General features: G+C 70.5%; 7 protein-coding genes. 3 read left to right on the plus strand and 4 right to left on the minus strand.

Annotation, left to right across the window (positions count from 1 at the left end; translation table 11 throughout):
• Positions 1-13: 13 nt before the first annotated feature.
• From BS329_RS40800 to BS329_RS40810, 3 genes are read right to left on the minus strand one after another with little or no spacing between them, the layout of a single operon-like run.
• Positions 14-943, minus strand: a complete 930-nt coding sequence (locus BS329_RS40800) for a threonine ammonia-lyase (RefSeq protein ID WP_076168857.1) — start codon at positions 941-943, stop codon at positions 14-16.
• Positions 940-3,243 carry a lantibiotic dehydratase gene (locus BS329_RS40805; RefSeq protein ID WP_076168859.1) on the minus strand — a complete coding sequence of 768 codons (2,304 nt, stop codon included), beginning with the start codon at positions 3,241-3,243 and terminating at the stop codon, positions 940-942. The genes BS329_RS40800 and BS329_RS40805 overlap by 4 nt, the downstream gene beginning before the upstream one ends.
• Complete coding sequence (locus tag BS329_RS40810) at positions 3,236-4,195, minus strand: ornithine carbamoyltransferase (RefSeq protein ID WP_076168861.1); 960 nt, start codon at positions 4,193-4,195, stop codon at positions 3,236-3,238. The genes BS329_RS40805 and BS329_RS40810 overlap by 8 nt, the downstream gene beginning before the upstream one ends.
• A 257-nt stretch (positions 4,196-4,452) precedes the next feature.
• Here BS329_RS40810 and BS329_RS40815 point away from each other — a divergent pair, with 257 nt between their 5' ends.
• Together BS329_RS40815 and BS329_RS40820 are read left to right on the plus strand one after the other, a co-directional pair.
• A complete protein-coding gene (locus tag BS329_RS40815) occupies positions 4,453-5,073 on the plus strand; it encodes a helix-turn-helix transcriptional regulator (RefSeq protein WP_076168863.1) in 621 nt (206 codons plus the stop codon).
• The gene (locus BS329_RS40820; protein ID WP_084750862.1) at positions 5,070-5,660 is read left to right on the plus strand and encodes a response regulator transcription factor; all 591 of its coding nucleotides are present in this window, start codon (positions 5,070-5,072) and stop codon (positions 5,658-5,660) included. The genes BS329_RS40815 and BS329_RS40820 overlap by 4 nt, the downstream gene beginning before the upstream one ends.
• Before the next feature lie 203 nt (positions 5,661-5,863).
• Here BS329_RS40820 and BS329_RS40825 read toward each other — a convergent pair whose 3' ends face one another.
• Positions 5,864-13,132, minus strand: coding sequence for a non-ribosomal peptide synthetase (locus BS329_RS40825; protein WP_076168865.1), 7,269 nt, complete (start codon positions 13,130-13,132; stop codon positions 5,864-5,866).
• A gap of 177 nt (positions 13,133-13,309) precedes the next feature.
• Between BS329_RS40825 and BS329_RS40830 the strand changes: the two genes are divergently transcribed.
• Entirely contained in the window at positions 13,310-14,554 is a 1,245-nt protein-coding gene (locus tag BS329_RS40830) for an MFS transporter (protein ID WP_076168867.1), read from the plus strand.
• Positions 14,555-14,607 lie beyond the last annotated feature (53 nt).

The raw sequence follows: 14,607 nt of genomic DNA on the forward strand, positions 1-14,607 counted from the left end.
GCTGGTAACGCTCCTAGGCCGTGTCCGCGGCGCGGCAGCGCCGGGGTGTGTTGCCGCCGGAGACGATGGCGACGGCCCGGCCGGTGAACCGGGCCCGCAAGGCTCCGGCGAAGGCGGCGCTCCCGCTCGGCTCCGCCTCGACTCCGTTGCGGTGCAACAGGTCCATCGCCGCCAGGATCTCCTCGTCGGTGACCTCGACCAGCTCGTCGACCCGGCGCTGGATGATCGGGAACGGGATCGCACCCGGCCGCTGACCACGCAGCCCGTCGGCCACCGTGCCGGACGGCGGCACTTCGACCGGGTATCCGGCCGCCAGCGAACGGGCGTAACGCCTCGCCCCCACCGGTTCCACGCCGACGATCCGCGGTGTCCCGCGCAGTCCCTCCGCGGCGAGGCACACACCGGCCAGCAGGCCGCCGCCACCGGTCGGCACGAAGATCGCGTCGAGGTCGGGGATCTCGGCGAAGACCTCCATCCCCACGGTGCCCGCGCCGGCGACCACCAGCCGGTGGTCCGAGGACGGTACGAACACGGCGCCGATGTCCGCGGCGTGGTCGCGCGCGAACCGGTCCCGTTGGGCCACTCCGCCGGTCACTTCGAGCACCTGGGCGCCGAGTCCGGCGATGACGGCGGCTTTGTCGGCCCGCGCTCCCCCCGCGACGACGACGGTCACCCCCACGCCCAGCTCCGCGCCGAGCCGCGCGACCGCGATCCCGTGATTGCCCGACGAGCCGGTCACCACGTGGGTCGCGGCCAGGTCGAGCATCGCGTTCGCCGCGCCGCGTGTCTTGAACGAGCCGCCGTGCTGCAAGTGCTCGGCCTTGAGCAGGAGGTGCGGCAGGCCGCCCACCGGCAGCAGAGGTGTGCGGCGGATCCGGCCGGCGGTCCGGTGCGCCGCCTCCACCACGTCGGCCGCGCCGAGCCAGGGCGCCTTGACGATCATCGGGCGGACTGGTCGACCGCGACGAAGCGTAGTTCGGACGTGTAACGCCCACCCTCGTCATCGGTCAGCCACACCTGCTCGGGTGACGGCAACATCTCCGTGATCACCAACCGGCCGCCCGGATCCCGACGCGCCAGCCGTCGCACCGCCTTCGCGAAGATGTTCACGTACACCGGAGCGTCGAAGTCCACATAGAACGGACGAGGCTCCCCCGGCGCCACCACGAACACGAAACGCGGCAACCCCAGGCCGTCGCGCCACCGGCGGCCGAGGACGAACCGCCGGGCCTCCGACTTCTCCGACACGAAAGCCATCTCTCCCACCGCGATCGACCACGACTCCCGCGCCACCACCAGCCGATCCACCGTCACCCGTGGCGAATGGGCGGTGAGCGACCGCAGGGTGAACCGGTCCATGACCCGGTTGGTCATCGCGTTGCTGAACACGTCCAGCACGTCGAACTCCGCACGGTCGGGCAGCACGGCCACCAGCCCGTCACCCTGTTCTTCGACCAGGACGTCGGCGCTCAGCACCGTCCGCCCGCGCTCCGGATCGACCGTGTGGTCCACCAAGGCCACGTAGTAGTCCTCCGGCCGGTCCAAGGAGATCCGGCTGCGTGCCGACCATCGCGGCGGCTGTTCCTTCGGCAGCATCGGCAGCAGGCGCGGCCCGGGGAAGTCGGTCGCGGTCTCGGCGAGCAGCCGATCGGCGTCCGGATGCTGCATCACCCACAGCGAGGTGCTCGAAGTGTTCATCGCGACGTGCAGCTCGCCGAGGACCAGTTCGAAGTTCCCGCGTGCCACTTCGGCGGCGTCGTCGGCGACGACCAGCACGTCCGGGCTGATGTACCGGGCCTGCGGCCAGCTCGGACCGGTCTCGCCGAACTCCTCCCGTACCCGGTCCGCGATGTCCACACTGGACAGGCGGACGCGACGGGCGCCTTCGGGGACGTCCAGGATCCGCGCCCAGCGGTCGCGCAGTTCGCGCTGGATCCGGTCGATGTCGGCGATCGACTCGCCGTGCGGGGCGGGCAGGCACTCCATCCACAACGACGCGAGATCCACGCTCCCGTCCCGGTCCCGCAGACGCTCGTAAGCCTGTCGGACGCGGCTCCCGACGACGTGGGCGAACCGGCCCGTCATCCACCGGGCGGCGGTGAGGCACAACGAAAGCGGGGTCAGCTCGTCGCGGATCGCGGTACCGATCCGGACGGTGGCGGACCGGCGGCAGTCGGCGTAGATCAGTGCCCGGCACGGCGCGGTCCGCGTACCCTTGGCGCGTTGCCCCGCGACCTGGGTCAGCGCCTCGAATTCGGTCTCCAGCTCGGTGAACGCCGCCGACAAGGCGCCCGCGTCGTTCCCGGCGGCCTGGATCCGGTCCCGGCCACGCTCGAGCACCGCCACCTTGGACAGCGCGTCGCGCCGCAGGTCAGGGTCCGCGATCCGGTCCAGCACGGTCCGCAGGTAGTGCTCGGGATGGGCGCAGGTCGGCACCTCCAGCCGCCACACGATCAGACGGCGCCGCACCAGTTCGTCCAATATGGACAGTACCTCGTCTTCGGCCACCTCGTGATCGAGGCCTGCCGCGATCTCCACCGGACGGCGGATACCGTCGCAGCGCCCGAGAATCTCGCTTTCGAGCGGCTGGATTCGTTGCGGGGGACGGCCGGGCATGCGCACCGAGTCTCCGGTGACCCGGACGAAGGACACTCGGCGCGGCGCGATCCAAGCCCGCAACCGGGGATCCGCGCCGACCGTGAGGGCGACCGCGTCCACCGCCCAGCTCGAGAAATAGACGTTCGACTCGGCGACCAGGCCGGAACCCGGCTCGACGGCCATACCGTCGACCGACTCGTCCCACCGTCCCCATCCCACCGGCCCGAAGAAGCCGATCGTGTCGTTCTTCACGCAGAACCGTTGCCAGTAGTGCGCCACCAGCTCCTCACGTTCACGCCGCTTGCTGGTGCGCCCCTCCGCCGAGGGGTCCCACGCCAGGAACAAGCCGATCCCCCGCTGGAGGAGGGCCGGGTTCTGCCACGCCACCGCGGCCTGGAACGCCGGCAAGGCGGCGATCTCCTGGAGTTCCTTGACGTTGCCCACCATCGCGTCGGCGAACCGCTCCTCGAACGCGAGCCACTCGGGACCGGTGAGCCTGGCATCCTCGGCGAAGCCGTCCGCCGCTTCGGCTAGTCCGAACGGAGCCAACCGCAGTACTCCGGAGGCGGGGAATCCCGGGCCACGCAGGGCGAACTCCCTCCACAGCCGCCATTCGCCGCCGGACAGCAGGACTTCGTCAGACATGACGCACCGGATCTCCACGGGTTTCGGGGACCGCGCACCATTCGAGGACGGCGCGGGCGCTGTGGTATTTGTTCTCCGCCTGCCGGAAAGCGAGGCTCGCCGTCCCGTCGAGCACCTCCGCGGTGACCTCCTCGCCGCGGTGCGCGGGCAGGTCGTGCAGGAACACCTCGGCACCGGTTCCGGCCATCACCGCGGCCCCGACCTGGAACGGGGCGAACACCTCACGCCAGTTCTCCGTGTGTTTGACCGTGCCCGTCGTCTGCCAGCGCGTGGTATAGACCACGTCGACCGGGGGCAGGAAGGCCATGTCGTGCCGCTCCTCCACCAACGCGCCGGTGTGCTTGGCGTTGAGCTGGGCCCGGTCCAGGAACCGTTGGGCGACGCCATATCCCGGCGGCGTGCGCAGGTACAGCGCCGTGCCGGAATACCGGGACAGCGCCAGGGTCAACGCCGACGCGGTGTTGTTGCCCTCGCCGACGTAGAGCACGCGCAGTCCCTCGACCTTCCCGAACCGCTGCGCGAGCGTGGTGAGGTCGGCGAGGGCCTGGGTGGGATGCTCGTCCGCGCACATCGCGTTGATCACGGCCATCCGCCGATTCACGGCATAGGCGCGGAGCTCGGCTTCATCGCCGGCGGTCCGCACCACGAGCACATCGAGCATGCCCGACAGCACGGCCGCGGTGTCCTCGATGGTCTCGCCGGTGTTCTCCTGAAGATCACCGGGACCATAGGTGACCAACTGCGCGCCGAGCCGGAGTGCTCCGGCGGAAAACGACGTCCGTGTTCTTGTCGACGTTTTGCGGAACAAAATACCGGCAACCAAATCGCGCAAGGGTCGCTCACCCGTTGGGCGGCATTGCGCGTACTCGACGCCGCGACGGACGATCAAACGCAGATCGGTGTCCGCTAAATCGGCGAGGGAGATCAGGTGGCGGCGCGCCGGTTCGGCCATGGCAACCTCCGAGGTGTCCTCGCCACAGCCTGCTGCGCGATGTGGTGGGACGGCAGGGAAAGAGCGGCAAGATCGGGGCGGGCACCGGTTGCGCGTTTGTCCCTGCGTCGGCGAACGGTCCCGTGGCTACGGTGAAATTCACGCGAAGTGAGCAAATATGCGTATCAGCGGTACCGGAATTCATTCGTAGCGAGGAAGACAACCGACGGACCGGCGGATAAGACTGGACGACGGAAACGGGGAAAGGGGAGAAAGGCATGGAAGAGCCCGCGAGGGTCAGTGTGGACGCGGCCGATCCGGTACTCGAGGCAGGCATCGGCAGTACACTCGGCGGCAGCCCGGAACTGACCGTGGTGACGAACGGGGAGGAAGAGGACGCGACGGTCGTGGTCGTGGACCTCGTCGACGACAAGGTGCTCGACGTCGTGCGCACCACCCGGAATCAGCCGCACCGGCCCGAGGTCGTCCTGCTCGCCACCGAGCTTTCGCCGGGCGACGCGCTGCACGCGATCGCGGCGGGCGCGCATGGCCTGCTGCGAAGGCGAGAGGCCAGCGCGAACCGGCTCTCCCGCGCCGTGCTCGCCGCCGTCATCGGCGACTGCACCATGCCACCGGATCTGATCGACAGGGTGCTCGAGCAGGGAACGGAAACCCAGCCACCGGTCGCGCCGCAGGCGTGGGCACGCGCCGGACTCAGCGAACGCGAACACGCGGTGCTGCGCCTGGTCGCCGAAGGCTACGAGACCGACGAGATCGCCCGGCAGCTGTCTTACTCGGCGCGCACGGTGACGGGCGTCGTGCACGACATCACCCAGCGATTCCGGCTGCGCAATCGGGCGCATGCCGTCGCTTACGCGTTACGGGCCAGGTTGCTGTGATCAGCGTGCAGGTATGCGCGGCGGGCGCCGCCGTCCGGGAAGCCGTGGTCGCGAAGTTACGGCAGGCGGGGATTCCGGTCGCGGCCGCGCCCGGCACCGTGGTGGTGGCGGCGGGCGGCACGATCGACCAGGCGTTGACCGCCTGTGCGGCGACGCCGCATCCGAGCGGCCATCGGTTGATCGTCGCCGCCGACACCCTCACCTCGGCCGGTGTGCTGCGTGCCTTCCGGGCCGGGGCACGGATTCTGTTGCAGACTCCCGAAGCGACACCGGATCAGTTCGGCGCCGCCGTGCATTCCGCCGTGAACGGGGAAAGCAGGCTGCCGTACGGGGTGCTGGTCCGCCTGCTCAGCGGTGGCGCCGAATTGTCCATGCCCGTCGGTGTCCAACCGGTCGCGTCACTCACCGAGCGTCAGCTCACGGTGCTCACGCTGGTGGCGGACGGGCACGCCAACGCCGACATCGCACGGAGGCTGTCCTGTTCCGAGCACACCGTGAAGAACGTCATCTACGAGCTGATGGCGCGGCTCCAGGTGCGCAACCGTGCTCATGCCGTCGCGCACGCGGTCCGCGCCGGGCTGATCTGAACGACGACGGCCGTCGCGTGGCACCGCACTCGCGTGCTCGGAGACGGATCTCGGGTGCCCGGAAGCCGTAGGGTCCAGGCACGCGAGTCACGTGTCTGAGCACGCGAGTCACGGTCGCCACCGCGGCCCAGGGACGAAGGCGTCACCTCTGCCGAGGTCAGGCGTCTGCTCCAGGTCGACCGCGGGATCGCCCGGCACCCGCGTCACGCTTCCTCCGTGGCCTTCATCAGCGTGGTCAGCAGCTCGGCCAGGTTCGCCACGTGCGGCGGGCGCAGCACGCCCAGGTGGTCGCCGCCGACCCGATGGACCTTGAGCCCGCCCGGCGCCAGCTTGACCCAGCGGTCCCGGTACTGCGCGTAGGTCTGCCCGAAGTTGGCTTCGTGCAGGCCTTCGGCCAGTTCGTCGCCGACCAGCAGGTTGGTCCGGCCGGGGTAGGGACGCTGGCGGTAGCCGAGCATCGCCTGGGTCAGCTCCCGCCACACCCGCATCCGGCGCGGCCAGAACGGGTCCCCTGGCACGGGAGGTTCCTTGGTGCCCTCGTCGATGATGTAGTCGAGCACCTCCGCGAACTGGCGGTGGATCTCGGCGAGTTCGTCGGGATCCGTGGTGTTGTCGAGCTGTTCGAGGAGGTCCTCGCCGCGGTTGAACATGGCGGTCTCCTCCCACATGTTGTCCCGCTTGTAGAAGTCCTGCGCCGGGTCGAGCAGCATCAGCGTGAGCCGATCGCCGTCGCGGTGCAGGATGCGGGCCATCTCGCCGGTGACCAGTCCCCCGCCGCACCAGCCGAGCAGGTGGTAGGGCCCCTGCGGGCGCACGGTGCGGATCTGCTCCACGAACAGCGCGGCCACGCTCGCGATGCTCTGTGGCGACGGTGTGTCGCGGTGCAGGCCCGGCCACTCCAGCGCGGCCACCGGCCGATCGGCGCTCAGCTGCTCGGCCAGCCGGACGTACCACAGGCCGCCACCCGGGTACATGCAGAACAGCGGTGGCTTCGTACCGGTGCGGCGCAGCCACACGACGGCCTCCCGTGCCCATTCCGCCGTGGCTTCCATCGCTGCCGCCTCGGTGGGGCGGAAGCCGCCCTCGCTGGCCGGGTCCACCGCCTCGGCCAGAGCGATCACCGTGCGGTGCTCGTAGAAGTCCCGTAAAGCCACCGGCAGGCCGTGCTCGTCGCGCAGCTCGACCAGCACGCGGGTGATCAGCATCGAGTGCAGGCCCAGATCGCTGAACGGGACGTCCACCCCCACCCGGTCGATCCCGAGAGCCTTGGCCAGCACGGTGGCGATGATGTTCTCCACCGCGGTGCGCGGGGCCAGTGCGGCGCGGGTGGTGGCCGTCGGTTCGGGCAGCGCCTTGGTGTCGAGCTTGCCGCTGGGCGTGGTGGGCAGTGCGTCGAGCACCACCCACGCGGACGGGATCAGGTACTCCGGCACGACACCGGCCAGCAGGCCGGGCAGACCGGCCGGATCCAGCCCCTCGTGCGACGGCACCAGGTACGCGACCAGTTCCCGGTCGCCGCGGGCGGTCCGGCGGGCGCGCACGGCCACGTCGCGCAGCTCGGTGTGGGCTCGCAGCACCGCCTCGACCTCGCCCGGTTCCACCCGGTACCCGCGGATCTTGACCTGGTCGTCCGCCCGGCCGGCGAACTCCAGCACGCCGTCGGGCCGGTACCGGGCCAGGTCGCCGGTGCGGTACAGGCGACGGCCGTCGGCGTACGGGTCGGGTACGAACCGGTCCGCCGTGAGGTCGGGGCGGCCGCGGTAGCCGCGGGCCAGCTGCGCGCCGCCGATGTACAGCTCGCCGAGCACACCGATCGGGACCTGCTCCAGGTCGGCGTCCAGTACGCGCAGCACGGTATTGGCGCCGGGGCGGCCGATCGGCACCGGCCCCGCGTCGAGGTCACCGGCCGCGCTCACGTGCGAGGCGCAGCCGACGGTGGCCTCGGTCGGCCCGTATTCGTTGTCCACCAAGGTGTCCGGCGCGTGCTGGGTCCACTCGGCGAGCATTTCCCTTGTCAGCTCCTCGCCGCCGACGACGAGCCGGGCCGCCGCGCCGGAGAGTGCCTCGGCGGGCAGTAGCTGGTTGAGCGCCACCAGATGCGACGGGGTGAGCTTGACCAGACCGAACCCGCCCTCGCTCAGAGTCCCGATCAATGCCTCGATCGTCGGGGTGCCGTCGTCGGGGGTGAGGGTGACCGATCCACCGGACAGCAGCGCGGGGAACAAGGACGTCACCGGCAGGTCGAAGGCCATCGACGAATACATCGGGGAACCCGCCGCAGCGGTCGGCTCGGCACGCCAGCACAGGTAGTTGACCAGGTTGCGGTGCTCGACCATGACTCCCTTCGGAGTGCCCGTCGAACCGGACGTGTAGACGACGTAGGCGAGCATCCCCGGCGTCGCGGTCCGGCCGAGGTCGTCGTCCAGGTGAGTGGCGATGGCCGGGTCTTCGACCTGGACCGTCGCGGTACCGGGCACCCGGTCGGCCAGGACGGACTCGGTGACCACCGTGCTCACGTTCGCCTCGGTCAGCACCGTGGCCAGCCGTTTCGCCGGATGGCCATGGTCGAGCGGTAGGTAGGCCGCGCCGGACTTGAGGACCGCGAGCAGTGCGGTCACCAACTCCGGGCCGCGGCGCAGCAGTACGCCGACCACCGATTCCTGTTCGACGCCAAGCCCCCGCAGATGGCGGGCCAGCCTGTTCGCGCGGGCGTTGAGGTCGGCGTAGCTGACCGTGGTCCCGTCCGCGCACCGCAGCGCGGTCGCGTCCGGGGTACGGGCGACCTGGCGTTCGAACAGTTCCTGCACGCACGCGTCCGGGTATCCGGCGGCCGGGCCGTCCGCGAACGACAGCAGCCGTTCGGTCTCGGCCGGGCCGAGCGCGGCACCGCGGGCGTCACCGTCCGGGTCGGCGGCCATGGCTTCGAGCACCCGCCGGTACATCTCGGCGATTGCGGGCGCGTGGGCCGGGGCGATCCGGTCGGCCTGTGCCCGGAAGAGCAGGACGCCGGGGAAGCTCACCACGTCCACGCCGAACCCGTTGTAACTCTCGTCCACGATCTTCGCCGTCTCCACCCGCTGGGTGTCGAAGACGTGGAAGTCCAGGTAGGTGAACGAGATGTCGACCAACGACCGTCCGCCACCCCAGCGCCGCTGCAGCTCGCCGATCGGGAACCGCCGGTGCGGCCACACGGCCACCTCCTCGGCGAACACCTGCCGGACGAGCCCGGTCCAGGTCTTCGCGGTCAGGTCGACGCACACCGGAAGCGGGTTGAGGTGCATCCCCCTGGCCAGCTCACCGCCGGGTTCCTCCAGCCTGCCGTTGTGCACCAGGCCGGCGTGGAATTTCCGGGACCCGCTGATCGTGCTCAGCACCTTGAGATGCGCGGTGAACAGCACCGTCTTCAGTGAGGCGCCCGCCGCCGCGGCCAGCGCACGCAACCTGGGCTCCAGATCGGCGTAGCGCACGCTGACCTGGCGGGGAAGGCCGTCCGCGCTCGGCGCCGCCGCCCAGCCGGGCGGCAGGCCGACCGGGTCGTGGCGATCCAGCCGGTCGCGCCAGAACTCCTGGTCCACAGTGGACTCGAGAGAACGCTTCTCGTGCGCGATGAAGTCGGCGAAGCGCACCGGTGCCTGTGCGGGGAGCGTCGGCGTGAGCCCGTCCCGCAGGCTGCGGTAGGTGTCCAGCAGCTCTTCGAGCAGCGAGTGATGGCTCCAGCCGTCGAGGACCGCGTGGCACTCGGTGAACGAGAGTGTCCACCGGCGCTCCGCGGTCTGGTGCACGTGAAAGCGCACCAGCGGTGCTCGCGTGACGTCGAGCGGCTGTCGGCGCGTTTCGGCGACGAACTCCCCCAGCACCGCGTCGGCCTGCTCGGGAACCTCGCGCAGATCGTCGTAGCCGACCTCCATCGGGGCGCTACGGCGCACCAGCTGCATGGGCTCCCGGTAGGTGGTCAGGTCGAAGCTCGTGCGCAGGATCTCGTGCCGCCGCACCAGAAGCACCGCCGCTTCCCGCAGCGCGGGCAGCGAGAACGGGGCGTCGTCCACGATCGGGAACAGCGTGACGTTGTGGTAGAGGCTGATGTCCCTGTCCGCCACCATCTCGTAGACCATCGCGGTCTGGCCCATCGACATCGGGTAGGCGTCGGCGACGTCGTCCGGCAGCGCCTTCCGGTCCGCCTCGCCGATCAGCTCGAACGGGGCGACCCGCCGGTCCTCGACGGGTCCCGCCGCCGCTCCGGCGACCCGGGTCAGGCTCTCGACCGTCTGATGCAGCAACAGATCCTGCACGGTCACCGGCAGGCCTTGTTTGCGCAGCAAGCCCACCACCTGGATGGCCCGGATGGAGTCACCGCCCAGCGCGAAGAAGTTGTCGTGCACACCGATCGATCCGACACCGAGCGCCGTGCTCCAGACTTCGGCCATCGCCCGTTCCCCGGGGTCGCGGGGAGCGACCGAATCCGCTGTCGTCGCGGGGTCCGCGGACGGTTCGGGCAAGGCGGCCCGGTCGATCTTCCCGTTGGCCGTCACCGGGAACCGGTCCAGCGGCACGAACACCGCGGGCACCATGTAGGCGGGCAGCAACCGGCTGAGGTGGTCGCGCAGGTCCGCCGAGTCCAGCCGACGACCGGCGACCGGCACCGCGTAGGCGACCAGGCGGTGTTCCCAGTCCCCCGGCCGACGACGGGCGAGCACCACGGCACGGGCGACCGCCGCGTGGCCCGCCAATGCCGCCTCGACCTCACCCGGCTCGATCCGGTGGCCACGGATCTTGACCTGGTCGTCGGCCCGGCCGACGAACTCCAGGTCACCGTCGAGGGTGCGGCGGGCGAGGTCGCCGGTGCGGTACATCCTGGCGCCGGGACGCGGCGCGTACGGATCGGGGCCGAACCGGTCCGCGGTCAGTTCCGGGCGGCCGAGATAGCCGAGGGCGAGCCCCGGCCCGGACACGTAGAGCTGACCGGGTACGCCGACCGGCACCGGGTCGAGGTTGCCGTCGAGCAGGTAGACGCGCAGGTCGGGCAACGGGCGGCCGAGAGGGCTGCGCGGGCCCGCGGTGGTGTCCTCGGCCCGCAGCCTGCGGTAGGTCACGTGCACGGTCGTCTCGGTGATCCCGTACATGTTGACCACCGCGGGCCGTTCGTCGCCGAACCTGGCGAACCACGGCGCCACGTCGGCCACATCGACGGCCTCGCCACCGAGCACCACGGCTCGCAGCGCCAGCGACCCGGGCGGGGTCTCCGCCTCGGCGACCGCGTCGATCAGCCGGCGAAACGCCGACGGTGTCTGGTTGAGCACCGTGACGCCCTCGGTGCTCAGCAGTTCCAAGAAGTCCCATGGGGAACGGGATGTCTCGAACGGCACGACGACGAGGCGCCCGCCGTGCAGCAACGCGCCCCACAGCTCCCACACCGAGAAGTCGAAGGCGTACGAGTGGAACAGGGTCCAGACATCGGAGGGGCCGAAGGCGAAGTCGGCCGCGCTGGATCGCAGCAGCCGCACCACGTTCGCGTGCGTGACCGGGACACCCTTCGGCCGTCCGGTGGAGCCGGACGTGTAGATCACGTACGCCACGTCGCCCGGCCCTGCCAGGGGTTCCGGCTCGGTCTCCGGCACGTCGGGGCCGAGCTGGTCGAGCAGCACCGCGGTGACCGGCTCGCCTGCCAGCCACGCGGCAGGCTCACCGCGGCTGACCACGATGTCGACGTCGGCGTCGGCCCGCATCATGGCCAGCCGCTCGGCGGGCTGGGCGGGGTCGAGCGGCACGTAACCCGCGCCGGATTTGAGCACGCCCAGCAGCGCGACCACGAGGTCGAGCCCCCGGTCGAGGCTGACCCCGACCAACCGGCCCGGTGCCGAGCCGAGCGAGCGGAGCCGGTGGGCGAGCCGGTTGGCCCGCGCGTCGAGTTCGGCGTAGGTCAGGTGCTCGCCGGCACAGGTCACGGCGACGGTGTCCGGGGTTCGCGCGAGTTGTGCGGCGAACACCTCGGACAGGCTCTCGTCGGCCGGGAAAGTCAGGTCGGGGCCGTTCCCGGCCGCCAGCAACCGCCCGCGTTCCTCGTCGCCCAGCATGGCGAGCCCGCCGACCCGGCCGTCCGGCTCCGCGGCGATGCTCTCCAGCAAACGGACGAAGTGGCCGGACATCCGGCGTGCGGTCGCGGCGTCGAACAAAGCCGTGGCGTAGCCCAGCTGCCCGGCGATCGAACCGTCCGGGCGGGTGGTGAGGGTGAGGTCCAGATCGAACTTCGCCACGTCCCACCCCGGGGACTCCGGTTCGGCGCCGAGGCCAGGCAGGTGGCGCGGCTCGCCGTCGTCACCGAGTTGGAACACCACCTGGAACAGCGGGGTGCGGGACAGGTCGCGCTCCCCCGCGAGCTCGTCGACCACCAGGTCGAACGGCATGTCCTGGTGGGTGTAGGCGTCCAGCGCGGTCGCCCGCACCCGGGACAGGAACTCCACAAAGGACAGATCGGCGGACACGTGGGCGCGCTGCGCGATCATGGTGACGAACATGCCGATCAGGTCCGCGGTCCGGTCTTGTCCGCGCCCGGCGACCGGGCTGCCGACGACAATGTCGGTCTGGCCGGTGTAGCGGCCGAGCAACACCTGGAAAGCCGCCAGCAGCACCATATGCGGCGTCGCACCGTGCTCCCGGCCGAGCCGGGTCAGAGCGTCGGCGACCGAACTGGGAACGGTGATCGGCACGGTGGCCCCCGCGCTGTCGCGGACCGGGCCACGAGGACGATCTGTCGGTAGTTCGAGCGGGACGATCCCGTCGAGCTGCTTGCGCCAGTACTCGATCTTCTCGGTGAGCAGACCACCGGTGAGCCGCTCGCGCTGCCACACGGCGAAGTCGCCGTACTGCACCGCGAGCGGGCCGAGCGGAGACGGACGGCCGTCGGCGAACGCCGCGTACAGACTGTCCAATTCGGACAGCATGATCGACTCCGACAAGCCGTCCGACGCGATGTGGTGCACGGACAGGAGAAGCACGTGGTCCACATCGGACAGTCTGACCAGCAATGCCCGCAGCGGCCATTCCCCGGCCAGGTCGAGCGTCTTGGCCCCGGCGTCGGCCAGCACCCCGTCGAGCGACTCCGGCCGGTCGGCGAGGTCGAGCCGTTCGAAGGGTGCCGGACCCGCCTCGTCGACCACCTGCACGGGCTCGCCGCCGGGACCTCCGCCCTGGTACCGAGTACGCAACACCTCGTGTCTGGCCACGATCTCATCGAGCGCCCGGCGCAGCGCCGGGACGTTCACCTCACCGCGCAGCCGTAACCGCACCGGCATCAGGTAGTCGGCGCCACCCGGCCGGATCTGGTCGAGCGACCACAACCCGCGCTGGGCGAACGAAAGCGGCAACGGCCGGTCCCGGGGCGCCGGGGTGATCCCACCGGCCGTCTCCACAGTACCGAAACCTCGCAGCCGTCGCCGCAACAGCTCGGCACGGGGGTTGCTGCCTCGGGTGTCCATGGTCCGCCTTCCTGTCCTGCCACCAAAGACCGGGAGCCAGGGATGATCGGTCGAGGATGCCCGGCGTGGACGGGCGGGCGGCAGGGTGAAGGGGGTGCGTGTTCACGCAGCCGATCGTGTGCCGGAGTGCCGGTCCTTCTCTGTGCGCGCGTGCCCGTGCCCGGAGAGCATCGGGGCATGAGTGTCCAGGCTCCCCCGCTGCACCGAAACCGTGACTTCGTTCTGCTGTGGACCGGATCGGCGGTGTCGATCCTGGGCTCGAACGTGTCCAACGTGGCCTATCCACTGTTGGTGCTCGCGTTGACCGGCTCGGCGGCCGACGCCGGTCTCACCGGGTTCGTCTCGCTGCTGCCGCAGCTGTTGTTCCAGCTTCCGGCGGGCGCGCTGGTCGACCGGTACGATCGCAAGCGGATGATGATCCACTGTGATCTGCTCTGCGCCTTTGTGCTGAGCACCCTGGTGGTGGCCCTGCTCTTCGGACGGCTGACCCTGCCGCACATCCTCGTGGTGGGTTTCCTCGAAGGCACCTTTGCGGTGTGCTACCGGTTGGCCGCCGCGGCAGCCGTCCCCAATGTGGTGGACGCTTCCCAGCTCACTCAGGCGCTGGCACGCAACGAGGCACGCCGCCGGGGCGCGGCCATGCTGGGTAATCCGCTCGGCGGGGTGCTGTTCGGCTTCGGCCGCGCGGTCCCGTTCGTGTTCGACATCGTCAGTTACGCGGTTTCGGTGCTGACACTCGGGTTGATCCGCCGGGACTTCCAGGTGCGGCGGGACACCACGACCCGGCGCCCGCGCTGGGCGGAGTTCACCGAAGGCGCCGTCTGGCTCTGGCGGCAGCCGTTCCTCCGGACGACCACCCTCCTGATCGCCGGCAGCAACCTGTTGTTCCAGGCGATGTTCCTGGTCGTGATCGTGATCGCGACCAGTCATGACGCGTCGCCGTCGACCATCGGTTTCATGCTGGGCATCCTCGCGGTCGGCGGGGTGCTCGGCTCGCTCATCGCTCCCGTGGCGGCCAAGCGGCTGTCACTGAAAGCGGTCGTGATCGGGGCGAACTGGGTGTGGCTCGTGCTGGTCCCGCTCTTGGCCGTGGTGCGGGATCCGCTCCTGCTCGGCGTGGTGTTCGCGGCGATGGCCTTCGTCGGTCCACTGTGGAACGTGGCGATCTCGGCCTACCAGCTCGAAATCACCCCCGACCACATCCAGGGCAGGGTGATCGCCGCCGGGAGCATGATCGCCTTCGGGGCCGTCCCGCTCGGGTCACTGATCGGCGGCATCCTACTGGGCGCGGTCGGCGCCACCACGACGGTGTGGCTGTTCACCGTGTGGATGGCGATGCTGGCCTTGGCGACGGTGATCAGCCCCGCCGTCCGGTCGGCGCCGGACCTGACGAAAGCCGAAGCACCCGCCGCGGCCAAGTGAGGCGCCGAGCGTTCTTGTCTTCCTGCCCACCCGGCGCCGGAGTCACCACTGCT

The organism is Amycolatopsis coloradensis, from assembly GCF_001953865.1.
GTDB classification, from domain to species: domain Bacteria; phylum Actinomycetota; class Actinomycetes; order Mycobacteriales; family Pseudonocardiaceae; genus Amycolatopsis; species Amycolatopsis coloradensis.

Excerpts from the sequence above, each read along its gene's own strand:
- BS329_RS40810 (WP_076168861.1), bottom strand. The coding sequence starts at position 4,195 with ATGGCCGAACCGGCGCGCCGCCACCTGATCTCCCTCGCCGATTTAGCG.
- BS329_RS40800 (WP_076168857.1), bottom strand. The coding sequence starts at position 943 with ATGATCGTCAAGGCGCCCTGGCTCGGCGCGGCCGACGTGGTGGAGGCG.
- BS329_RS40830 (WP_076168867.1), top strand. The coding sequence starts at position 13,310 with ATGAGTGTCCAGGCTCCCCCGCTGCACCGAAACCGTGACTTCGTTCTG.
- BS329_RS40815 (WP_076168863.1), top strand. The coding sequence starts at position 4,453 with ATGGAAGAGCCCGCGAGGGTCAGTGTGGACGCGGCCGATCCGGTACTC.
- BS329_RS40825 (WP_076168865.1), bottom strand. The coding sequence starts at position 13,132 with ATGGACACCCGAGGCAGCAACCCCCGTGCCGAGCTGTTGCGGCGACGG.
- BS329_RS40805 (WP_076168859.1), bottom strand. The coding sequence starts at position 3,243 with ATGTCTGACGAAGTCCTGCTGTCCGGCGGCGAATGGCGGCTGTGGAGG.